This window comes from Siphonobacter sp. SORGH_AS_1065, assembly GCF_030818595.1.
Classification (GTDB): domain Bacteria; phylum Bacteroidota; class Bacteroidia; order Cytophagales; family Spirosomataceae; genus Siphonobacter.
Map to the genome: position 1 here is coordinate 1655938 of NZ_JAUTAM010000004.1, position 21869 is coordinate 1677806.

Here is a 21869-nt window from a genome sequence, read left to right on the forward strand (position 1 = left end):
AGGGGCTCACGGTAATATTCACAAAAATCTATTTTCAGAATTGATATAGGGCTCTGATTCGCAAACCAGCGGGGGCTTTTTCCTGCCGGAAAGAGCATTTTTTCAGATTTGGAGCCAGGTACGTTTCAGCCTGCACAACCAAATGATTCCATTGCTTTTCAATTCCCACACCCGCATTCACGTTATTGAAAACAGAAGCTTGCCAGGGTTTGGCAATCACTTGATCTCTAATGGGATTATTATTCCATTTTTCGAGGTCAAACTTAAATTTCTCTTCTACTTTCAGATCAAACGTTGTTCCCGCAGAAGCATAGAATGTCCAGGATTTTTGCAATGGGACCCGATAATTCACGGCTACGGGCATTCGAACGACCTCTGCTTCCGTAGAAATATTTTTGACCACAAAAATCGGAATGGGTGGAATATGAGGAACATACCGTCTCTTGAAATCAAATCGATTTCGTTCCATAAATACCCGCTCGTCTTTATACTGCTGACCCTGAATGACTCCTTTACTCAACCCTAATGAAAGTCCCCAGTGCTTGCCGAAATTTACCCCCGCTAGTAAGGATTTTCCAACGTAATTTTTTTCAAGATCCAAACCAACTCCCGCCCGAACATTAATGCTATTCTCTTTGGGTAGACGAATTTTAGGAGCTTTCGCTACTTTTTCGGAAGTTACCGTAGAGGAGGAAGAACCTGCCGCCCAATTGTAGAACTTACGTTTGACCGGAATTTTGGCGAACGCTGGCACCCCACCCGGAAAAGCTTCAAAGGATAGTTTGGGGGCTAATGTTTTAGTAGTAACGGCTGATAAAACTTCAACGGCTGATCGATTCTGAGCCTCTACCAAACTAGCGTTTAGCTCCTCCGAAGACGTTTCTCCAACTGCTCGTTTCTTCGAGTTACCTGAATGGCTACGCTTATCTTTAGGACTAGCAAAACGTTCATTACTGAACTGATTAGAGCCAGCCCTGACGCTTTTACGTTCCTGAATAAGCTCTTGATTGCTATAGCGAGGTTCAGTATCTGACTCTTTAGTAACCCGTTCTTCCGTTACATTACCCTTTACTTCCGTAGAAATAGTACCTTTCCTAATTACTGAAGGCCGATCTTCAGCAATCGCGACAGATTCATTTTTCTCAGCTTCTATGATTGGACGTTGTGATTTTTGTACGGGAGCACTTCGCTTTTCAGTTGAAGTAACAGCTTCCGTTTTTTCCAACTTGTCAATCACCAATGCTTCTTCTGCCGGATGATTTTCCACTGAAGAACCCGATGGACTTCGTTTCTCAACGGAAGGATGAGGTAAAGTTGATTCATTCGAAGGGGTTTGAAGGGTATAAGATTCGGGTACTCGCGTTTGAGCGGCTTGCTGCTTTACTTCCTGCTGCAATTGGGCAACCGTCTGTTTTAACTCTTTATTCTGCTGATATTGAATAATGTTGGTAATAATCAAGACGGAAGCTACCAAACCGGAAGCTCCGTAGCCAACCCATTTGGCTCCGGTTTTGGCCCACCACGAGACGGGCATCTGCTGCTTGGAAAAAGCCTGGAATGCAGACCAATCCTTTTCTTCGAAAGGAGGCTCAATCCCTTCCAACTTTCGTCGGATGGCTTCATTGAAACGATCCGTTTTCATGGCAAAGACGTATTCCCCCAGTTTTTTTGTACCACATCAGGATAGGATTCCATAACCATTTGCTGAAGAATCACGCGGGCTCGGGCAAAGTGTGAGCGTACGGTTCCTTCCTTTACATTTAGCTGATCAGCAATTTCCCGTAACTGATATCCATCCACGACGTGCATGAGAAAAATAGATCGGTAAATGGGACGTAACTGCTGAACCAGTTCTAATATTTCTTCTGCGGAAATCTGATCCACAATTCCTTCGTCCAAAGCCGGCTCAGTGATGGCTTCAAAACCAATTTCACTATGAAATTTCTGATTTTTACGGAAATGACTAATCGCAGAATTAACCATTATCGTACGTAACCAAGCCTTGAAAGGTAATTGTGTATCGTAATTAGGCAGGCTTTTAAATACCTTAAAGAACCCCTCATTCAAAATCTCTTCCGCCTCTTCCACATTTGAAGAATACCTCAGACAAATACTTTTGGCATAACTGAAAAACTGCTGGAAAAGCACCCGCTGGGCCCGCTGGTCTTCCAACAAGCAGGCCTGAATGACCCCTTCGAGGTCATCATCAGAAAAGGATGATTTTTTCCGGAAAAACAAAATGATCGTGGTTAAGGTCCTTTGTTATGCCTTTACGCAGCCGTAGCCCCTGGCGTTGCAAGCCACCACAAACTTTTTTACTGCCCTTACTCGAGCTACTACTAAACTGTGGCGATTCGTCTGCTAATATATCTGATTGACAGATGATTACTCTCTTGTCTGATTTAATTTTCATTAAAAAAATAAAACTATTCCGAGGCTTTGCAACGCAGTTCCGAAAACCTGCGTATTCGCTATCAAACACATTTTACCCCTTAATAACTTATGAAAAACTATTGGATTGCTTTAGTAATACTGATCGGGACTTGCCTGATGAGTTGTAATCGTGAAGACCTAGCGACCTCTACGTCAACGGAAGAAGCGGCGGAAGTGATGACACTTTCGGCTGCCCGGGTTGCCGTTGCTGCGGACTCGGTTACCAAACAGAAATGCAAAGGAAAACTAACGGCAGTTGATATTTCGACTTTGCCTTCAGCTATTACCACGTACATTCAGCAGACTTACCCAACCGCAACGATTAAACTGGCCGCCAGCGACGAAAAAGGTAATCTGATTGTGGGTATTACAGTAGATAATAAGCCCAAAGCATTACTATTTACTGCTGCGGGAGTCTTCGTTCAGGAATTAAGTCATTACCAGAAGAAGGCGAAACTTACGGAAGTGGCTCTGGCTGATTTACCCACCAGCATTACTACTTATATCACTGCCCATTACGCCGGTGCTACGCTTGAGAAAGCAGGTAAAAATGCGGATGGCGTCTATTTCGTAGCCATTAAAAGTGGTAACTCTATCAAAGTATTACGTTTTGACGCAAGCGGAACTTTCGTGGAAGAACTCGCAAAAGAAGCTCGTCCGAAGAAACGTCATTAATAGTTACCCGGTAGAGAACCTACCGGGTTTTTCATTCACGCATAACTCCCGCTCTCATGGAATCATTACTGGAAAGCAAACCCAAGGCAACCAAAGAACAGACTCAAGACTGGAAGGAAGCCGAAAATTCAACATTACCCCTTTCGGAGTGGCTGATTGAAATGGTAGTAATGAGTATGACTATTCTCATAGCATACGCTATTCTGTAGAGCGGTGGAGGCATCAAAAAGAAACCCCACGCTCCTAAAAGGAATGTGGGGTTAATGTAGATCATGTGACTCCACCGCCTTGGTGTCACGTTACTGAATATGTACTTTATAAGACTCAAGTCGCCACTTGTCCTTATTGTCAATTCAAAGGTAACGTAACCATAGTGACCACGAAGGCTTCTTCGACGGATTGTAGATTTCAGGCTTTATTTGGGTAATAACCTTAGATTTCCTGTTAGTATCCAATCGTAAAGCGTTTTTGTACAAATTGTGGCTTTTCTAATTCATCCACAATAGCCACAGCCAGGTCTTCTACCGAGATTCGGCTTTTGCCTTTTTCATCGAAAACGGGGCTTTCCAATTCCGTACGATATTGTCCTGTACGTTCGCCAGGAACGAGTTCGATGGCTGGGCTTAGAAACGTCCAGTCAATCGTTGATTCTTTTTTAATTACATTCAGAAAGTCACGGGCAGAAGTAGCTCCGGCTTTCCATTCTGCGGGGAATTGAGGCGTATCTACTAATTGTACTCCTGGAGCAGCATACAAACTTCCGGCCCCGCCCACAACGATCAGACGCGAGACGCCCGCTTCTTTCGTTCCGTCCAGGATGGCTTGTGATCCTTTGAGAAAATCCTCGTATAGGTTTGGGTTAGTCCAGCCCGCGTTGTAAGAACTCACAACGGCATCATGACCTGCTACCAGTGATTTTACTTCTTCTTTGGTCTGAACATCACCCGCTTTCACCGTTAAAAATTCGGACGTATTCGTGATTTTATCGGTATTCCGAGCGATGGCCGTTACTTCATGACCGCGGTTTAAAGCTTCGTTTAAAACGGCGGTTCCTACAAATCCAGTAGCTCCAATGAGTGCAATTTTCATTTTATTAGTTATTTTTGTTTCCTTGGTTACTTTTAATAACTCAAAAGTAAATCAATGGTTTAAGCCTTACAAGAAGGCATTTTTCGATAACTAAGGCACATGGAAGTAACTATTGTTGATACTCAGGAAAATCCGGTTCAGGAAAAAATAGAAAAAATTTTCAGTAACACCGATGGACTCGGCGTCTGCCCCGTTCGTGGCATTCTTGACCGGATTGGGGATAAGTGGTCATTCCTAACGATTATCCACTTAGGCAATGCCGGAACGCTGCGTTTTAATGAGTTAAAGGCTCAGATTGGTGACGTTTCCCAACGAATGCTGACCGTTACGTTGAGAAGTCTGGAAGAAGACGGGCTGGTTCAGCGACAGGTATATGCCGAAGTTCCGCCTCGGGTGGAATATCAGTTGACTGCTTTAGGTAGAAGCCTGCTGCAACGAATGATTGACCTCGCCGAATGGGCCAATATGTACAAGGCAGAGATTGTGAAGGCTCGGCAGAAATACTCGGAGAACTAGCGGCAGAGATGGACATCCCGAAAGGTAACGTGCACCAGTGCACAACTTTCGGGATGTTTATAAGAAAATATTAAGATTTAAATCTGCTTTTTACCTCCTGAATTTCTTTAAAGTATTCTTCCTTCTTGAAATATTTTGGTGCAGCCGGATGAGCCCAGTAACAGAAATGCGTTTCACCGATTACCTTATTTTTTAGTGCATCCTGTACGTACCAGCTTAATTCCTTTCCTAAAACGATCACAATCTCAGGCTTGAGCGTAGTTAACGTTTCGAAAAACAATGCTTGAGCTTGGACCCACATCTCATCGCTAGGCCGAATTCTTGCTCCTGTTCCTACTAACTCCTGGATGTAGTTATAAAAGGCAACGCTGTGCCAGAATTCACTTCGCTTCTCGTCTTCCATCCAGCCGGAATGACCAGTAATGGTATTAGCAATCGTAGTAAAAAAACGAAGACGGTTTGCTGGCTTCACAGCATACTCATTTACTACCCATTGAGTAAAGTCGTTCGAATAATCTTCAGGTTGTCCGTAATGCGATTCACCTAAAATCAGAATACGGGGCTTACTTTCAAAATACTTATCTCCCACCCAGGGGAGAAAACCGACTTGAGACATGGAATAAAGATGTAGGTTCTATAAAAAATCCGCTGATGAACATTTCACCAGCGGACTCAAAAATAGAATAATAACTACAACATCTTCTTCAAACTCAGCATTTCATCCCGAAGCTTGGCAGCATTCATAAAGTCGAGTTCTTTAGCGGCCTGCTCCATTTCTTTCTGCACCTGTTTGATGCGTTCGTTAATAGCATCTTTATCCATATAGGCCATCACAGGGTCGGCAGCCAGCGAGATCTCCTGAGGTTCCACATAATAGTTTCGTGAGGGCTTGCCCATGACATCCGCAATACTGGTTTGCTCCAGAATTACGTCTTTCGATTTACGTACCGTTCTCGGAGTTATCCCATTATCGGCGTTATACTCCATTTGTAAGGCCCGGCGACGAGCCGTTTCACTAATGGCTTTTTCCATGGATCCCGTAATGCGGTCGGCGTACATCAATACCTTACCGCGATCATTCCGGGCCGCCCGACCAATCGTCTGAATCAGTGAACGAATATCCCGCAGGAACCCTTCTTTATCAGCATCCATAATCGCAACCAGCGAAACTTCCGGTAAATCCAAGCCTTCCCGCAGGAGGTTAACCCCCACCAGTACATCAAAGATACCCAAACGTAACTCCCGCAAAATTTCGACCCGTTCGAGCGTTTTTACTTCCGAGTGAATATACCGGCACTTCACGCCTACCCGATCCAGGTATTTGGAAAGCTCTTCGGCCATTCGCTTGGTCAGAGTGGTTACCAGCACCCGCTCCTCACGTTTAATGCGATCGTGAATTTCATCCAGTAAATCATCAATCTGGTTAATGCTGGGGCGAACTTCAATTTCCGGATCTAATAGACCCGTTGGGCGAATGATTTGTTCAACAACAACCCCTTCGCTCCGGCGTAATTCATAATCAGCGGGCGTAGCAGAAACGTAGAGCGTTTGTAAGGCCATACTTTCGAATTCCTGGAAAGTCAAAGGACGGTTATCCAGAGCACTAGGTAAGCGGAACCCATAATCAACCAGAGCTTCCTTACGCGAACGGTCACCGCCCCACATCGCCCGAATCTGCGGAACAGTTACGTGACTTTCGTCAATCACCATGAGGTAATCTTCGGGGAAAAAGTCCAGCAGGCAGAAAGGTCGCTGGCCGGGTAATCGGTTATCAAAATAACGGGAATAGTTCTCAATACCCGAGCAATACCCTAACTCCCGCATCATTTCCATGTCGAATTCCGTCCGTTGCTTAATTCGGTCGGCTTCCTGCAAACGCAGTTCTTTTTCGAAAAATTTGATCTGTTCTACCAGATCATCCTGAATTTCGTGCATGGCCCGGGCCAGCGTATCGCGACCCGTTACAAACAGATTGGCCGGGAAAATGGCTACGCGGTTTTCTTCGCCAATCTTCTTACCCGATGCCGGATCAATCCGATGAATGGCTTCGATTTCATCCCCAAAAAAGATGAAACGATACCCAAACTCTGCATAGGGTAAGTGAACATCAACGGTGTCCCCTTTCACCCGGAACGTTCCCCGGGCGAAATCGGCTTCCGTTCTCGAATATAAAATCTCAACCAGGCGATACAGGAACTGGTTTCGAGAGTATAACTCTCCGACCCCCACCCGCATAATGCTCTTACGGAATTCGTCGGGGTTACCCATACCGTAGATACACGAAACCGAAGCCACCACAATCACATCCCGCCGACCAGACATCAACGCTGAAGTGGCTGAAAGTCGAAGTTTGTCGATTTCCTGATTAATGGCAAGATCTTTCTCGATGTACGTATTCGTCGTGGCGATATACGCCTCGGGCTGGTAGTAATCGTAGTAACTAATGAAGTACTCGACGGCATTATTGGGGAAGAACTGCTTGAATTCGCCGTACAATTGAGCCGCCAGCGTTTTGTTATGGCTGAGAATCAGCGTCGGACGATTAATTTCTTTAATAACATTAGCTACCGTAAAGGTTTTACCCGAGCCGGTTACCCCCAGCAAGACCTGAGCCGGTTCATTTCGGTTAATTCCTTCAACAAGCTGCTGAATGGCTTTGGGCTGGTCGCCCGTGGGCTGATATTCAGAGGTTAATTCAAAATTCATGGCGTTCGGTTCAGCTTCTTTACACAAAAAAATCGAAAGGACAATCAGCCCTTTTCGAATGAGTGAAACTACTAAAAAATGGTCAGAAAGATACGATTCGGGCCATCCAGACAGTAACGCTTAAAAAAGCCTTTCCATTCCAACTTTTTGAAAAAACTTGGGGTCTTTCGCGTAGTTGATGTAATCCATTAGTTACCCTGCACCTATCCTTATGAAATGCCTTTATTACTTCTGCTTTTTCTGTATTGTGACGGTATATTTGACTAGCTGCCAAACGGTACGTAATTACCGACTCGGAGCTGGACTTCATGCTCATGATCTGATTTATCAACCTAAACCCTTCGCTCCTAAAGACAGCGGTGTTCATTCAGCATGGTATGTGGGTGGCGTTTATACCGTGGGCGATGGTTACAATAGAGCTACTAACGCATCAAAAAATGGCTATAAATTTGGGTTAGCACAAGTAAGCAGAGCTCATAGCTGGAGAAATGCAAGTATCTCTTACGGAACTTTTGGCTTTATTGGAACGTATGCCATTGGTCCTTATACCTTTTCAGAATACGATACCACGAGTCATACATCTAGCCCCAGCTATGGGAGATTATTCAGTCAATACGCGGGAACGTATCACTTTTACGGTTGGGGCATGAGGGGTAGTGCTCACCTAAATGCATGTATTGGCGGGGGAAAAAATGTCAATTGGCGGTACCTAGGAATTGAATGGGCTTACAGTCAGGAATATGGCTCATTGTATGATATTCGCCAGAAAATACCTAACAAGACCATTTATCACTCTCGTTACGTAGGCTTAGGCTCAAGAGAATATACGGATAACTGGATCGTTGCTTCTTCCCGAGGGTTAACAACGCTGGCTTTATCGAGTGAATTGGTTTTCAATCATTTCCCCGACAACGAAGGAGCTATGATTCTAAAAGCTACCTGGGGAAAAACCATTACGAAAGATTATACCGGCCCTCAATGGTTTAATACTTCAAATATCATGCTGGCCTTTCAGGTTGAAAGGCATTTGGCATCTTGTACAATAGGTAATAACGCCCGCAAGCCCGCTATCCAGTTCGGTTATATTTATCGACTAGGAGAATTTCGAACAAAGAAAAAGCGAGCCAGTAATTACTAGCCCGCTCTTTCTTCATTAGTAATAACTTTATACTAACTCATTTGTATTCAGATATTCAGCGATCTGAACGGCGTTCGTGGCTGCTCCTTTACGCAGGTTGTCAGCTACGATCCATAAGTTCAGGGTGTTCGGCTGAGATTCGTCCCGACGGATGCGACCCACGAAGGTTTCATCTTTGCCATGAGCCGTTAATGGCATCGGATATACCTGATTTTTCGGATCATCCTGAACCACTACACCGGGAGCTTTTTCCAGAATAGCCCGTACTTCTTCCAGATCGAAGTCGTTTTCAAATTCGATGTTAACCGCCTCTGAGTGACCACCAATCGTAGGAATACGTACCGTAGTAGCCGTTACCGCGATGGTTTCATCCCCCATGATTTTCTTGGTTTCATTCACCATTTTCATTTCCTCTTTCGTATAGCCGTTATCCAGGAATACGTCGATGTGAGGAAGTACGTTCAGGTCTATGGGGTGAGGATATACTTTTTTCACCGTATCATCGCCTTTACGCTCGGCAAATAACTGGTCGACCGCCGCTTTACCCGTACCTGTTACAGACTGATACGTCGAAACGACTACGCGTTTGATTTTATATTGCTGATGCAGCGGGTTCAACACCACCACCATCTGAATCGTTGAACAGTTGGGGTTTGCAATGATTTTATCTTCTTTCGTCAGCGTGTGAGCGTTGATTTCGGGTACTACGAGTTTTTTCGTAGGGTCCATCCGCCAGGCTGAAGAGTTATCAATTACAAAAATGCCTGCTTCTGCAAACTTGGGAGCCAGCTCCAGAGAAGTGCTACCGCCCGCTGAGAAAATGGCGATTGCTGGTTTAGCAGCAATGGCATCTTCAAAACTAACTACGGTATATTCCTGTCCCTTGAAGCTTACTTTTTTACCCACAGAACGCTCAGAAGCGACCGGAATGAGTTCGGTGATGGGGAAGTTACGTTCTTCCAATACTTTTAACATCTCACCACCCACGAGGCCGGTGGCTCCAACTACAGCAACTTTCATTGTTTTGTAACGAAGAAATTATAGTGAATAAATAGACTCTTGTTTTCGTAATATGCTCATATTCAACAGCAATTTTCGTACCAGTGTTGAGGTATGGACATAAAAAAATTCGTCACCGTGAAGGAGAGAAAACCGACAAAACAATTCTGGCAAACGAGGGTCGAGGCCCCGCTCACTCCGAAGGTTCTATTTAATTTTCTTTGTGTTCACTGTGACGAATTGTCGAATTGGCCGCAAAGTAAGGGGTTTCTCGGCGATTGAAAAACAGTTACCCCGTTTTTTTATTTTCTTTTGAAAAGTATTCCCAAACAAAGGCTAGCTCAGTGCATAAAATGCCAAATCTCCTGCGGAGTAATGCAGGCCGTTAAAGGCACATCATCTGAGGTAATATCCGTAATGAGCGGTACTGGCTCGAAAAATGAAACGCCAATCTTCTGGACCTCCTGCCGACAACGGGATAAAAACCGATCGTAAAAGCCCATGCCGTACCCTACCCGATTTCCAGCCAGATCGAAAGCCATTAACGGAATCAGGACTGCATCAATTTCAGCATCCGCAATTTCCGGCGAAGTTCCCGGTACGGGCTCAGGAATTCCCCATTGGTTTTCCACAATTTCAGTAGTTGCGGTTAGTAAATAGTGGGTTAACCGTCTGGTATCTGGATTAGACCGTGAAACCACTATATTGATCTGTGGATAACTCTCTTGAACTCTGTGGATAACTTCATACATATCCACCTCTTTCTTCTTTCGAATGGGCAAAAAAACGTGTAAGGTGTGAATAGAGGTTACCAGCGACGAAAGAATTAAATGTTGAGCAATCGCCTGACTGTGGATAACTAGTTCCTCATCGGTTAATCCCTGCCGTTTCTGACGGAATTCTTTTCGTAGTTCTGCTTTAGTCATAACGCTGTTTTTCGGTCTCAAGCCATTCTTATCTGCGATTTCAACCTTTCTTCCCGCTTATTGACCATTACTACTGATATCATTCACCTTCTTCCAGGCTTGCACATCTGCTAATTGAATTCGAAAGTAAAGAATTCCTGTTAAAAGAACCTTCTAAATAGACATAGCCATGAAACGCTCCTTAATTGCCATCGCCGCTTTATCCACCTTTGCTTCGGTAGCTTTTGGACAAGCCCCTGCTGATACGTTACCCACCTTACCTACCAAACCAGTTAAGGTATTAAGCTGGATTCCTGCTGTGACCCACGGTATGGATTTCTCTTTCGGACTCAATGCTCTGAACGTAAAAAACTCGAATGGCATCTCAGGTTATGACCTTCGTCCACTGGGAAGTCGCTTCGTATCCATCGGTTCTTCTCACCGTTTTCGCTTATACAAAGGCAACAAAGCCGCCTTCGCGTTGAAAACGGGCGTGGAAGTTAGTTGGAATAACTTCATGTTTCAGGAAAACAACGTAGTTAATGCGGCCAATGGACAGGTTACTTTCCCCGAAGCGGGTCGTCCTCTACAGAAAAGTAAATTAACTGCCGCTTACCTTAATATTCCAGTAATGCCCACAGTAGTGTTCCGCGAAGGAGTGGTTTCTCAGGTCAGTTTCGGGGGTTATGCGGGTATGAGACTGGACAGTTACACGAAAATCAAAGATCAGGATGGTAACAAAAGTCGCGATCATGGTCGCTTTTACATGAATAACATACGTTACGGCGTAGCTCTTGACATTGCCTTCCGCAAAGCGGGTTCCTTCTTTGTTCAATATGATTTAAATAATGTTTTCCAAACCAATAAAGGTCCCGAAATGAGTGCGATTAATTTTGGAATTCGTTTATAATATAGTTCCATACTTCCCTCTTAATCGGGCTTTTAAAAGCGATAAATCGTTGCTTTTAAAAGCCCGATTAACATTTAAATTAATTCTTAATATTTATATATTTACAAAGTCCATAATCAATTAAAATATTAATTCCAAAACTAACCTTGTCCATGAGAAAATTATTCCTTTTCCTATCTTTATTACTATTCGCATTATCATCTCTTCAAGCTCAAAATCTAGATAGCTTAAAGCTTGAACATGAAAAAATTGAAAAATCTCTTCGCTATCAGACTGGTGTTATTAAGCTGGAAGAAGGCAATGCTACGCTCACGGTTCCGGCAGGCTTTCAATTTCTCGACAAGAAACAAAGCCAGTATGTCTTAACGGACTTATGGGGTAATCCAGCCGATGAATCTATTCTGGGATTACTTGTTCCTGTCAATCACGGTGTCTTAGGAGAAAAAAGCTGGGTCTTTACCATTAGCTATGATGCTATGGGTTATGTCAAAGACGATGATGCCCAAGACATCAATTACGATGATCTTTTAAAAGAACAACAGGAAGAAATTGACGAGGCTAATCCTGAAAGAATTAAGCAGGGTTATCCCCCATTCGAGTTAGTTAAATGGGCTTCTGTACCTTATTATGATAGTAATAAAAAAGTACTTCACTGGGCTAAGGAATTGAAATTTGGAGATAGTGATGAACATACGTTAAACTATAATCTTCGAATTTTAGGAAGAAAAGGAATTTTCATGCTTAATGCTGTTGCATCTATGAGCGAACTTCCTGAAGTAAAAGCAAATATCGACAAAGTTTTAGGCAGTATTACTTTTAATCCCGGCAGTACATACGCTGACTATCTTCCCGATGTGGATAATGTTGCGGCCTGGACCATTGGAAGTTTGGTAGCAGGTAAGATTCTGACTAAAGTAGGATTCCTAGCACTGATATTGAAGTTTTGGAAAGCCATCATCGTAGCTATTGCTGCGGGCTGGGGAGTTATAAAGAGATTCTTCTTAGGTCGTAAAAAAGAAGAACTGGTTCCAGAAATTGAAGAAGATCCCACCTCTTCAACTGAAGCTTAGTTACAACCACTTTACTAGTTAAATAAAAGAGCTCGGTAGGACCGAGCTCTTTTATTTAACTAGTAAATCTATTCTTCGTTATCATTCCTTCCACTGAATCGCACAACCCACCGATTTGGTTACGTTCAACATGACGGGTTTACCCTGAATGAGGTTATTAACGGCATCTTCTACATATCTCCGGGTTACGCCAGAGGGGTCCTGTGAATTATCATCCAGAGCACCCATGTACTGAACGGTAAATTTATCGCCTTCCCGAACCAGAATATAAACCTGAGGCGTACGACTCGCTCCAAAGTTCTTTGCCACTTTCTGGGTATCATCAAACAGATACGGAAAGGGGTAACGCTTGGCATTGGCTCTTACTTTCATGTTTTCATAGGAATCTTCTTCATAAGCCGAAGGATCATTGGGATTAATGGCCAATACCGGAAAACCCTGCGATTTATACTTGGCGTCCAGAGCAATAATGCGGTCTTCATAGGCTTTCGCGTAGGGGCAGTGATTCGTTGTGAATACCACAATGACTCCTTTGCTGGCCCTAAATTCGGACAGACCCAACATTCGGCCATCTACATTTTTCAGCACGAAATTGGCAACGGTTTCTCCAATATTATATCCCCGCTGATCAGTCGGATGATCGGCAGCCTTCAGCGTACTCCAGGCTAGCAGACCTATCCAGAGGCAGGTTCTATAAATTCTCGTATTCATAGTAGTCGGTAATAATTTTTGAGCTTTGTACTTCCCGGATTAGATAAGACGGCTCTGGCGGATTTATTTTTCTTTCACAAGATTATTCCTCAATCGGTTAATAACGAATACTCGTGAATATTTATTTATTACCTGCCGTAAAACTATATGATTATCAAAGACAAATGTAAAAGGGCGGCTCTGGATGCAGAGCCGCCCTTTAAGGTATATCATAGCTGTAAGAAGTGCTTATTCTTCACCAGCTCCGGGACGTTGAAGTTTACTCCGACGAACGCTATAACCAAAATAGATCACCAAACCCAGGGCCATCCATACGATCAGACGAAGCCAGTTTTCCTGACCTAGTCCATAGATCATTAACAGACAGGTAACTGCACCCAAAATAGGCACTACGGGTGAGAAAGGTGTTCTGAAGGGACGAGGTACATTCGGATCCGTTTTACGCATGATTACCACGCCGAGTGATACCAGAACGAAGGCGAATAATGTACCAATACTGGTCATATCACCTACCACGTCACCAGGAACGAAAGCAGCGAAAATACCTACGAAAACAAAAAACAACATGTTCGAACGGTAAGGCGTGCGGAATTTAGGGTGTAACTGGCTGAATACTTTAGGTACCAGACCATCGTTTGCCATTGAATAGAACACCCGAGACTGACCTAACAACATCACCAGAATTACGGATGAGAAACCTGCCAAAATAGCCACGGTGATCAAAGTGCCTAACCACTGGTAATCGTGCATATATTTCTGAATGGCATACACCACCGATGCTTCTTTACCTGCCGTACGGAATTCCGTATAGTTAGCAATTCCCGTTAATACGTGACCAAAAAGAATATAAAGAATGGTACAAATCACGAGCGAAACGAGGATACCAATCGGCATGTCACGGCTAGGATTTTTCGCTTCCTGAGCTGCGGTTGAAACGGCATCAAAACCAATGAAAGCGAAGAATACGGTACCTGCACCGCCCACAATTCCCCAGAACCCACCAAAGTCTCGGGTTACACCTGCGGAATCAGTCACTCGCGTTGCTTCAGGAATGTAAGGCATGTGGTTGGCAGGGTTAATGTACTGCCAGCCCAGAGCAATAAAGAGAACGACGATCGCTACTTTCAGTACAACGATAACTGCATTAACGGTCGCTGATTCCTGAACGCCACGGATTAACAACAAGGTTATACAGAAGAGAATAAATACGGCCGGAATATTCATAATTCCATGCGTACCCAACTCTGAAACCTGAAAGGGTGAATGACACCACTGATAAGGGATCTCAGTCCCAAAGATCGTGGCCAGAAGCTTGTTCAGATATTCGGACCAGGCAATGGAAACCGTTGCGGCACCCAAAGCGTACTCTAATACTAAATCCCAACCAATGGTCCAGGCTACAAACTCACCCATAGTTGCATACGAATACGTATAAGCAGAACCCGCGATGGGGATCATGGAAGCAAATTCAGCGTAGCATAAACCAGCCAGGGCACAACCCACAGCGGCCAGAATGAAAGAAATCGTTACAGAAGGACCGGCACTATCAGCAGCGGCGGCAGCCGTACGTACGAAAAGACCCGCCCCAATGATCGCTCCAATCCCCAGAGCAATCAGGTTTCCAGCGGTAAGTGTTCGTTTTAATGAGCCTTCACCTGTGGCTTCCGCCTCGTTTAGTAACTGTTTCAGGGGCTTCTTTACCCAAATGTTCGCCATACAAATGTTCCGTTAGGAGTAAAATTTAAAATGTTGTCTAGGTTATCAATGAAGCGGCAAAATATTATTCTTCAAATATGCAAAAAAACAGAGCGTTACCGCAAACGTGTCTGCTTTTTTAACTGAAGCTATTCAAGAAATGAAACTGGATCAATCTTCTGTTATATGCCGTTTCGGGACATTGAAAAGAAGTGACCCTAAAACGGGCACGACAAAAAGAACGACCGTTGCAATGGATACGTACAAGTCCGCTTCTTCGCCCTCCAGAAACGTGCAAATGGCGGTTTCCTTGAAGAAATGACACGCCGCGGAAGACATAAGCTTCAATCCTAAAAGCCCAATGACCAGAAAAGCAACTCCTTCCAGAAAAGGAAATTTCTCCATGAGTTTCACGAAAGACTGAGCCACAAAACGCATCGCCAGAATTCCGATGAAGACGCCCGTGCAGATCAGATAGATATTATCGGTGAAAGCAACGGCGGCAAAAACGTTGTCAATGGAAAAGGCCAGATCCATCACTTCGACCAGAGCAACGGTTGCCCAGAACTTGCCAAGCAAACCAATGGTATTCCGGTAAAACCAGGAATCTTTTTTCTGGATTTCGTGCTCTTCTTCGGGCTGAGAGCCTTTGAAAAAGTAGCTGAAACAGAGATACAGCAGATAAATTCCGCCGATGGGTTTTAGCCACCAGATTTTTACGAGCCAGGTAGCCGCCAGCAGACAAAGCCCCCGAAATAAGTAAGCACCAATTATACCGTATTTCAGAGCTTTGTTACGCTGTTCAGGCGATAGGTCCATGACCATCGTAGCCAATACAGCGGCGTTATCTACGGACAGTAAACTTTCAATCAGGATCAAATTCAGGATAACAAAGCCGGCGGCTTCCAGGTCATTCCCGAGTATTTGGTGTAGAAAATCCATTCTGATTTATCAAAGAAAATTGGGAGAGTGTAGGCCCATACCCAGCAAATTTAAGGCATGGAGGGCTAAAAGCTTCATTTTAATGCGATCCTCCGGCAATTATTTACTATAAATCGTTGGATAAGCAGGATTAACACACTTCCTTTTCAAAAACTAAACTATCCTGATTTATTTTGCGTTGCCGACTAATATCAGTGCATAGATGACGCAGGACGGAGGAATCTGCTCATTGGTTTTCCCCATTCATCGTCCTCGACTCATTCAACATTCATGAAAAAGTTACTAGTATTATCTCTCTGGGTATGGACGGCCATCGCGGCTCAGGCCCAGGTGGTCAAGCCTTACGCCCTGAAGTTCTCCCTTTCCAAAAACGAAGTTAAGGTGGGCGAAACGGTAGACGTGATTGTAGAAGTTGATGTAAACAGCGGATGGCATATCTTCTCTCCCGATCAGGATCCCGACGTGGGACCTCTGCCAACGGTAATCAAGTTGAAGAAAAGTGATGCGTACGAAACCGTAGGCAAATTCCGCACGACGAGTAAGCCCATTGAAAAAATGGACGAAATCTTCGACGGGAAAGTTCGCTTTTTTGAAGGGAAGCCTGCCTTTCGCCAAACCGTCAAGATTCTGAAAGAAGGAGCTAAAATTGAAGGAAACATTGGCGGTCAGGTTTGCCAGGACGATGGCTTATGCATTCCCATTAATGATGGTGATTTTAATCTCACCAAACTGAAAGTAATTGCGGCGGCAACGCCCGTTACGGAAGCTCCCAAAACCGAAGAAGCAAAAACGCCCGCTGTAACCAGCACGCCTGCTGATACGGCCAACTCCACAGTAGTTGCACCAACCACGGAAGATACGGATACTATAGCGACGGGATGGGCACCAGTAACGGAGGCCGCTGTAACTCCAGAAGAGGCTAAAGATCAGAAAAGTGGGGTTGGCTTCGGCGATGTTGTATTAGCCTTTCTAGCGGGGTTAGCGGCAGTAGCAATGCCCTGCGTCTATCCTATGATTCCGATGACGGTGGCCATGTTTACTAAACGCGTCGATTCGCGGATGGAAGGCATGACGAAAGCCCTGTTCTACGGTGTTTCGATCATTCTGATTTTCGCTTTTTTCGGAACGCTGATTTCCGCCGTCTTTGGTAGCGGATTTGTGAATTTTATAAGTACGCACTGGATTCCCAACGTATTTATTTTCCTGATTTTCGTTCTCTTTTCCCTGTCGTTCCTCGGAGCTTTCGAGCTGAATTTACCCAGTGCCTTTGTAAATAAAGTAGACGCTCAGGCCGATAAAGGTGGTTGGGGCGGTATTTTCTTTATGGCTTTTGCTCAGGCTCTGGTTTCATTCTCGTGTACGGCTCCGATTGTAGGTACAGCAGCCATTCTGGCGGCCAAAGGCAGTATCTGGGATTCGGCTTTACTAAACATCAGTTTCGGTACGGCCTTCGCCTTACCTTTCGTGATTGCAGCCTTTATTCCGAGCTTTTTGAAAACCATGCCTAAGTCGGGTGGCTGGCTAAACACGTTGAAAGTTCAGTTGGGTTTTCTGGAATTGGCTATTGCGTTAAAATTCCTGAGTGTTCCTGATCAAACCTATCACTGGGGCTTACTGAACCGTGAAGTATATCTCTCCCTCTGGATTGTCATTTTTGCACTGATGGGCTTCAATCTATTGGGCAAAGTATTAATGTCTCACGATAGCCCGGTAGATCGCGTTTCGATTCCCCGTACGTTGTTCGCCATTGTAATTTTCTCCTTTGTGGTCTATCTGATTCCCGGCTTATTTGGAGCTCCGCTAAAACCACTTTCGGGTTTATTACCTCCCGAAACTTCGCAGGAATTTAACCTGCATCACAATGCTCCTACTGCACAACAGGGAACAGGCAGCACCTTACCGGCGGGACGGAAGTACGCCGATTTTCTGAAGTTACCTCACGGACTGGAAGGTTTCTTTGATTACAAAGAGGGCATTGCCTATGCAAAACAGGTGGGCAAACCTGTCTTTATTGACTTTACGGGTCACGGTTGCGTGAATTGCCGGAAGATGGAAGAAACGGTTTGGAGTCAGCCGGAAGTACTGAAACGTTTACGCGAAGATTACATCATCATTTCGCTGTACGTGGATGACAAAACCGAGCTTCCCGAAAGTGAACATTACGTTTCGAAAGTGGACGGCAAACCCAAAACCGCCATCGGCGATCAGAACCTGGACTTTGAAATTTCAAAGTATAACTTTAACGCACAGCCCCTATACGTGTTAATCGACCCTAATAATGATGCAACACCACTGGTAAAAGCGGTTGCTTACGAGCCTAATGTGGAGAAGTTTATCAGCTATCTCGACGAAGGAAAAGCAAAATTCAGTCAGCAGAAGTAATGATGAAAAGCCATCCCTTTAACAGGATGGCTTTTTTCTTTCTGGAGTAATGAAGCCAGACTTGGGGTTTGAATTTGGCCCCAAGTCTGGCTTCCATAGCGAAACGAAGGAACTTATCGGGAATTGAACATAACTCGCCTTCTTCAGACTCCGCTTACATTCACAAGTAAGGTCTTTCTCTTTGTTCAAGATGACAGCTTAAACTTGTGCCCTAAAGCCTAACGAACGTAAATTTTAGCCAGCCCTTTATGTTTCTTTAATGACAGCCGATTTACCTTTGAATCTAAAAAGAAGGTTTTGAGAACAATCAGTAGGATACAACATCCAACTCAAAACCTCGAAACTCAAACTCTGAAAGATGCAACTAGTCGTCGCAACCAATAACCGTCATAAGCTGGACGAAATTCAGACTTTTTTGGGCTCTAGCTTTGAATTAAAAACGTTAGCTGATATTGATTGTACCGAAGAACTTCCCGAAACCGGACGGACGCTGGAAGCCAATTCACTCCAAAAAACCAAGTACCTCGCTGATTACTACAATGTTGATTGTTTCGGCGATGATACCGGACTAGAGATTACGGCTTTGAATGGCGAACCCGGTGTGGACTCCGCTTTTTATTCGGGTTCACGGGATGCTCAGGCGAATATGCAGAAGGTATTAACTCAGTTGGAAGGAGTTACCGATCGCTCAGCTCGTTTTCGTACGGTTATCACGCTGATTATTCAAGAAGAGATTTATCAGTTTGAAGGAATCGTGGAAGGAACCATACTAGAGGCTCCCCGTGGCGATCACGGCTTTGGATACGACCCTATTTTTCAGCCCGAAGGTTTTGATCGTAGTTTTGGTGAAATGACCATGGAAGAAAAAAACGCCATCAACCACCGCACCCGAGCAGTTACGAAAATGGTAGAGTTTTTGACGACTGTCTAAGGATCACTTTAAGTATCGCTGCCAGCTTTTTCGCTGGCAGCATTATAGGCTTGAATCAAAATTAGTTTACCCCTTGCTTGCGGTTATTTCATAAAAAAGCTGCCAGCAGAAAAGCTGGCAGCGACCTTCTAAAGGCTATTCTATTAACTACAGATCAACTAACAACTATTTCTCCCCATTCCCCAGCGTATCGCCAGCGGCTTTTTTGCCTTTCTTCCCTCCTCCAAAAACAGAGAAATGAACGTAACGTTTGGGTTGCTGGCGAAGGTCAACGAGCAGTTTATCCAAATCCCGAATCGACTGATTCATGTTGGTGTATAACTGATCATCCTTCAGCAATTTTCCAGCGGTTCCCTGACCTTCTTTCAACGCCTGCAACATGGCCTGTAATTCAGCTACGGTCTGGTTCGCTTTTGCTACGGTCTGACCTAAACGAAGGGCATTCAGCGAATCCGTGAAGGTATTGGCCTTGGCCATAATGGGCTTAATGCTTTTTTCCGTTTCTACCAGTTGAGCAGATAACTTACTCAGGTTGGTAGTAATACCCGTCAGGTTTTTGCGGTTTTCATTGATCGTAGCCCGCAGAGCCAGCCCGGTTTCATCCACATTGGCCAGTAACTGATTCAGCACGTCGCCCGTTTGCTTGAAACGAGAAACGACTACATTCAGATTACGAATCAGTGAATCCGCGTCAGTCATAATGGGCAAAGCTTTATCCTGTAAAGCCGCCGTTAAGCCCGCCTGTTTATTTCCTTTAAGTGTATCGCCAGCAGCGATGGCCGAGCCTTTGCCAATTTGCAATTGAATTACTTTCCCCCCAATGAGCCCGTTATCACCTAACAGAGCTACCGTGTTGGTAGTGAGGGGAATGTCTTGGTCCAGCGTGAGGGTTACCAGAATTTTATTATTATGTTCCGTGAGAATACGGGTTTCTTTAACTCGACCTACCGCTACGCCATTGAGCATAATCTGATTGGAGGAGGTTAGTCCATCTACACTATCATACAGCACATAATAATCTCGGGAACTGGAAAACAGATCGGACCCTTTCAGAAAGTTGAATCCGAAGTACAAGACAAGCCCTGAAACCAGGGTCATTATTCCAACTTTTATTTCTTTTGACATGGCTTTTCAAACGTTCATTGAACAATAGTCAGTACTCAGGCAGAAGGTATTGGTATGCGATACTGACTATTTAGACAGAAAACTCCCAAAAGTAGCCCATAACCGGGAAATTGCAGAATAGGATTCTAAAAACACTGAGCCAGACCTTAGGATTTGGCAAGCTTAGGTTTCCGGTGTACCTTTGTCTTTCTGTGTTAGTTAGGCCTTTTCTGGAAAGCCAATAAACTGACAATCAGATTAATTTAGCGAAAAAATCTACCATTTACATAACCTGCTTTATAGCCATGTCAACGGTTACCGCTTCCCGCATTGAACGCGACACCCAACTTTTCGATCTCATTGAGAAAGAAGCTCATCGCCAGGAATATGGCATTGAATTGATCGCTTCTGAAAACTTCACGTCTAAGCAAGTGATGGAAGCTCAAGGCAGTGTATTAACGAATAAATACGCTGAAGGTCTTCCCGGTAAACGTTATTACGGCGGCTGCGAAGTGGTTGACCAAGTGGAACAACTGGCTATTGACCGGGCGAAAGAATTATTCGGAGCTAGCTGGGCAAACGTTCAGCCTCACTCGGGAGCTCAGGCAAACGCAGCCGTTTTTCTGTCATTCCTGAACCCTGGTGATAAAATCCTCGGTTTCAGTCTGGCTCACGGGGGTCACCTTTCACACGGTTCTCCTGTAAACTTCTCGGGTAAATATTTCCAGCCTTTCTTCTACGGTGTAGAACAGGAAACGGGTCTGATCGATTGGGATAAAGTAGAAGAAATCGCTCTACGTGAGCGTCCCCGCCTGCTGATTTGCGGTGCTTCAGCCTATTCTCGTGACTGGGATTACGTTCGTCTGCGTGCCATCGCTGATCAAATCGGAGCTTTATTATTAGCGGATATTTCTCACCCTTCGGCTCTGATTGCCAAAGGGTTGTTGAATAACCCCATGGAACACTGCCACATCGTAACGACAACGACGCACAAAACGCTGCGTGGTCCTCGTGGTGGTTTGATTCTGGTGGGTAAAGATTTCGAAAATCCTTTCGGTATTACCACGCCTAAAGGGGACATTCGTACCATGACCAGCCTGCTGGATTCTGCCGTATTCCCCGGCACGCAAGGTGGCCCGCTGGAACACGTGATTGCGGCTAAAGCCGTAGCATTCGGTGAAGCTCTGACGGAAGAATTCGGCGAATATGCCATTCAGGTAAAGAAAAACGCTCAGGTAATGGCTCAGGCCTTTATCGATAAAGGGTATCAAATCAGCTCTGGCGGAACGGATAACCACCTGATGCTTATTGACCTCCGCCCCAAAGGCTGGACAGGTAAATTAGCTGAAAACACGCTGATCAAAGCTGACATCACGGTGAACAAAAACATGGTTCCTTTTGACGATAAGTCTCCCTTCGTTACTTCCGGTATGCGGGTAGGAACGGCTGCTATGACGACACGTGGTTTGAAAGAGAATGATATGCTACAAATTGTAGAGTGGATTGACGACGTGTTAACGCACAACGAAAATGAAAGCTACATCGCAGAAGTGAAGAAAAAGGTAAATGCCTGGACTGAAAACTTCCCGCTGTACCGCTAATTAAATAATTATAAGGTTGAAGATCGTTTGAAACAGTTTAAAAGCTTTGAAGTTTACTCTTC

At 44.6% G+C, this 21869-nt stretch carries 20 protein-coding genes; 9 read left to right on the forward strand and 11 right to left on the reverse strand.

The features are described from left to right. Positions 1 to 34: 34 nt before the first annotated feature. On the reverse strand, positions 35 to 1642 hold the full coding sequence (locus tag QE390_RS07545; RefSeq protein ID WP_307141681.1) for a hypothetical protein: 1608 nt from the start codon (positions 1640 to 1642) through the stop codon (positions 35 to 37). After that, positions 1639 to 2238, reverse strand: a complete 600-nt coding sequence (locus QE390_RS07550; protein WP_307141682.1) for an RNA polymerase sigma factor — start codon at positions 2236 to 2238, stop codon at positions 1639 to 1641. Before QE390_RS07550 ends, QE390_RS07545 begins: the two co-directional genes overlap by 4 nt. 264 nt (positions 2239 to 2502) lie before the next feature. Here QE390_RS07550 and QE390_RS07555 point away from each other — a divergent pair, with 264 nt between their 5' ends. Together QE390_RS07555 and QE390_RS07560 are read left to right on the forward strand one after the other, a co-directional pair. After that, positions 2503 to 3108, forward strand: a complete 606-nt coding sequence (locus QE390_RS07555; RefSeq protein WP_307141683.1) for a PepSY-like domain-containing protein — start codon at positions 2503 to 2505, stop codon at positions 3106 to 3108. 56 nt (positions 3109 to 3164) lie between these two features. Beyond that, complete coding sequence (locus QE390_RS07560) at positions 3165 to 3317, forward strand: hypothetical protein (RefSeq protein WP_157830286.1); 153 nt, start codon at positions 3165 to 3167, stop codon at positions 3315 to 3317. Positions 3318 to 3552: 235 nt separating this feature from the next. Here the strand turns inward: QE390_RS07560 and QE390_RS07565 are convergent, their stop codons facing one another. Beyond that, complete coding sequence (locus QE390_RS07565; RefSeq protein ID WP_307141684.1) at positions 3553 to 4197, reverse strand: NAD(P)-dependent oxidoreductase; 645 nt, start codon at positions 4195 to 4197, stop codon at positions 3553 to 3555. Positions 4198 to 4296: 99 nt separating this feature from the next. Between QE390_RS07565 and QE390_RS07570 the strand changes: the two genes are divergently transcribed. Beyond that, on the forward strand, positions 4297 to 4713 hold the full coding sequence (locus QE390_RS07570; protein WP_307141685.1) for a helix-turn-helix domain-containing protein: 417 nt from the start codon (positions 4297 to 4299) through the stop codon (positions 4711 to 4713). 70 nt (positions 4714 to 4783) lie between these two features. On the opposite strand, the gene QE390_RS07575 is transcribed toward QE390_RS07570, so the two are convergent. Together QE390_RS07575 and uvrB are read right to left on the reverse strand one after the other, a co-directional pair. Next, entirely contained in the window at positions 4784 to 5329 is a 546-nt protein-coding gene (locus QE390_RS07575; protein ID WP_307141686.1) for a hypothetical protein, read from the reverse strand. Positions 5330 to 5403: 74 nt separating this feature from the next. Then, the gene (uvrB, locus tag QE390_RS07580; protein WP_307141687.1) at positions 5404 to 7419 is read right to left on the reverse strand and encodes an excinuclease ABC subunit UvrB; all 2016 of its coding nucleotides are present in this window, start codon (positions 7417 to 7419) and stop codon (positions 5404 to 5406) included. Between the two features lie 211 nt (positions 7420 to 7630). Here uvrB and QE390_RS07585 point away from each other — a divergent pair, with 211 nt between their 5' ends. Further along, entirely contained in the window at positions 7631 to 8557 is a 927-nt protein-coding gene (locus QE390_RS07585; RefSeq protein WP_307141688.1) for a hypothetical protein, read from the forward strand. A 27-nt stretch (positions 8558 to 8584) separates the two neighbouring features. Here QE390_RS07585 and QE390_RS07590 read toward each other — a convergent pair whose 3' ends face one another. Next, positions 8585 to 9577 (reverse strand): aspartate-semialdehyde dehydrogenase, encoded by a 993-nt coding sequence (locus tag QE390_RS07590; protein ID WP_307141689.1) that lies wholly within the window; start codon positions 9575 to 9577, stop codon positions 8585 to 8587. 320 nt (positions 9578 to 9897) lie between these two features. Further along, complete coding sequence (locus QE390_RS07595) at positions 9898 to 10482, reverse strand: 5-formyltetrahydrofolate cyclo-ligase (protein ID WP_307141690.1); 585 nt, start codon at positions 10480 to 10482, stop codon at positions 9898 to 9900. A 169-nt stretch (positions 10483 to 10651) separates the two neighbouring features. Here QE390_RS07595 and QE390_RS07600 point away from each other — a divergent pair, with 169 nt between their 5' ends. Then, positions 10652 to 11371 carry an outer membrane beta-barrel protein gene (locus QE390_RS07600; RefSeq protein WP_307141691.1) on the forward strand — a complete coding sequence of 240 codons (720 nt, stop codon included), beginning with the start codon at positions 10652 to 10654 and terminating at the stop codon, positions 11369 to 11371. A gap of 152 nt (positions 11372 to 11523) precedes the next feature. Further along, a complete protein-coding gene (locus QE390_RS07605; protein ID WP_307141692.1) occupies positions 11524 to 12441 on the forward strand; it encodes a DUF2167 domain-containing protein in 918 nt (305 codons plus the stop codon). Between the two features lie 81 nt (positions 12442 to 12522). Here the strand turns inward: QE390_RS07605 and QE390_RS07610 are convergent, their stop codons facing one another. From QE390_RS07610 to QE390_RS07620, 3 genes are all read right to left on the reverse strand, one after another. Beyond that, on the reverse strand, positions 12523 to 13152 hold the full coding sequence (locus QE390_RS07610) for a thioredoxin family protein (protein ID WP_307141693.1): 630 nt from the start codon (positions 13150 to 13152) through the stop codon (positions 12523 to 12525). Between the two features lie 228 nt (positions 13153 to 13380). After that, complete coding sequence (locus QE390_RS07615) at positions 13381 to 14868, reverse strand: amino acid permease (protein WP_106636412.1); 1488 nt, start codon at positions 14866 to 14868, stop codon at positions 13381 to 13383. A gap of 150 nt (positions 14869 to 15018) precedes the next feature. Beyond that, positions 15019 to 15789: a TerC family protein gene (locus QE390_RS07620; RefSeq protein ID WP_106636413.1), complete on the reverse strand. Its 771-nt coding sequence runs from the start codon at positions 15787 to 15789 to the stop codon at positions 15019 to 15021. Between the two features lie 270 nt (positions 15790 to 16059). Between QE390_RS07620 and QE390_RS07625 the strand changes: the two genes are divergently transcribed. Together QE390_RS07625 and rdgB are read left to right on the forward strand one after the other, a co-directional pair. Then, positions 16060 to 18171, forward strand: a complete 2112-nt coding sequence (locus QE390_RS07625) for a thioredoxin family protein (RefSeq protein ID WP_307141694.1) — start codon at positions 16060 to 16062, stop codon at positions 18169 to 18171. Positions 18172 to 18529: 358 nt separating this feature from the next. Then, entirely contained in the window at positions 18530 to 19102 is a 573-nt protein-coding gene (gene rdgB / locus QE390_RS07630) for an RdgB/HAM1 family non-canonical purine NTP pyrophosphatase (protein WP_106636415.1), read from the forward strand. A gap of 165 nt (positions 19103 to 19267) precedes the next feature. Here rdgB and QE390_RS07635 read toward each other — a convergent pair whose 3' ends face one another. Beyond that, the gene (locus QE390_RS07635) at positions 19268 to 20227 is read right to left on the reverse strand and encodes an MlaD family protein (protein ID WP_106636416.1); all 960 of its coding nucleotides are present in this window, start codon (positions 20225 to 20227) and stop codon (positions 19268 to 19270) included. 284 nt (positions 20228 to 20511) lie between these two features. Here QE390_RS07635 and glyA point away from each other — a divergent pair, with 284 nt between their 5' ends. Next, positions 20512 to 21807, forward strand: coding sequence for a serine hydroxymethyltransferase (glyA, locus tag QE390_RS07640; protein ID WP_106636417.1), 1296 nt, complete (start codon positions 20512 to 20514; stop codon positions 21805 to 21807). Positions 21808 to 21869: the final 62 nt, after the last annotated feature.

What these genes read in the sequence shown, in the direction of transcription:
- QE390_RS07545 (WP_307141681.1), bottom strand. Translation starts at nt 1,642, where the DNA reads ATGAAAACGGATCGTTTCAATGAAGCCATCCGACGAAAGTTGGAAGGG.
- QE390_RS07555 (WP_307141683.1), top strand. Translation starts at nt 2,503, where the DNA reads ATGAAAAACTATTGGATTGCTTTAGTAATACTGATCGGGACTTGCCTG.
- QE390_RS07560 (WP_157830286.1), top strand. Translation starts at nt 3,165, where the DNA reads ATGGAATCATTACTGGAAAGCAAACCCAAGGCAACCAAAGAACAGACT.
- QE390_RS07565 (WP_307141684.1), bottom strand. Translation starts at nt 4,197, where the DNA reads ATGAAAATTGCACTCATTGGAGCTACTGGATTTGTAGGAACCGCCGTT.
- QE390_RS07570 (WP_307141685.1), top strand. Translation starts at nt 4,297, where the DNA reads ATGGAAGTAACTATTGTTGATACTCAGGAAAATCCGGTTCAGGAAAAA.
- QE390_RS07575 (WP_307141686.1), bottom strand. Translation starts at nt 5,329, where the DNA reads ATGTCTCAAGTCGGTTTTCTCCCCTGGGTGGGAGATAAGTATTTTGAA.
- uvrB (WP_307141687.1), bottom strand. Translation starts at nt 7,419, where the DNA reads ATGAATTTTGAATTAACCTCTGAATATCAGCCCACGGGCGACCAGCCC.
- QE390_RS07585 (WP_307141688.1), top strand. Translation starts at nt 7,631, where the DNA reads ATGAAATGCCTTTATTACTTCTGCTTTTTCTGTATTGTGACGGTATAT.
- QE390_RS07590 (WP_307141689.1), bottom strand. Translation starts at nt 9,577, where the DNA reads ATGAAAGTTGCTGTAGTTGGAGCCACCGGCCTCGTGGGTGGTGAGATG.
- QE390_RS07595 (WP_307141690.1), bottom strand. Translation starts at nt 10,482, where the DNA reads ATGACTAAAGCAGAACTACGAAAAGAATTCCGTCAGAAACGGCAGGGA.
- QE390_RS07600 (WP_307141691.1), top strand. Translation starts at nt 10,652, where the DNA reads ATGAAACGCTCCTTAATTGCCATCGCCGCTTTATCCACCTTTGCTTCG.
- QE390_RS07605 (WP_307141692.1), top strand. Translation starts at nt 11,524, where the DNA reads ATGAGAAAATTATTCCTTTTCCTATCTTTATTACTATTCGCATTATCA.
- QE390_RS07610 (WP_307141693.1), bottom strand. Translation starts at nt 13,152, where the DNA reads ATGAATACGAGAATTTATAGAACCTGCCTCTGGATAGGTCTGCTAGCC.
- QE390_RS07615 (WP_106636412.1), bottom strand. Translation starts at nt 14,868, where the DNA reads ATGGCGAACATTTGGGTAAAGAAGCCCCTGAAACAGTTACTAAACGAG.
- QE390_RS07620 (WP_106636413.1), bottom strand. Translation starts at nt 15,789, where the DNA reads ATGGATTTTCTACACCAAATACTCGGGAATGACCTGGAAGCCGCCGGC.
- QE390_RS07625 (WP_307141694.1), top strand. Translation starts at nt 16,060, where the DNA reads ATGAAAAAGTTACTAGTATTATCTCTCTGGGTATGGACGGCCATCGCG.
- rdgB (WP_106636415.1), top strand. Translation starts at nt 18,530, where the DNA reads ATGCAACTAGTCGTCGCAACCAATAACCGTCATAAGCTGGACGAAATT.
- QE390_RS07635 (WP_106636416.1), bottom strand. Translation starts at nt 20,227, where the DNA reads ATGTCAAAAGAAATAAAAGTTGGAATAATGACCCTGGTTTCAGGGCTT.
- glyA (WP_106636417.1), top strand. Translation starts at nt 20,512, where the DNA reads ATGTCAACGGTTACCGCTTCCCGCATTGAACGCGACACCCAACTTTTC.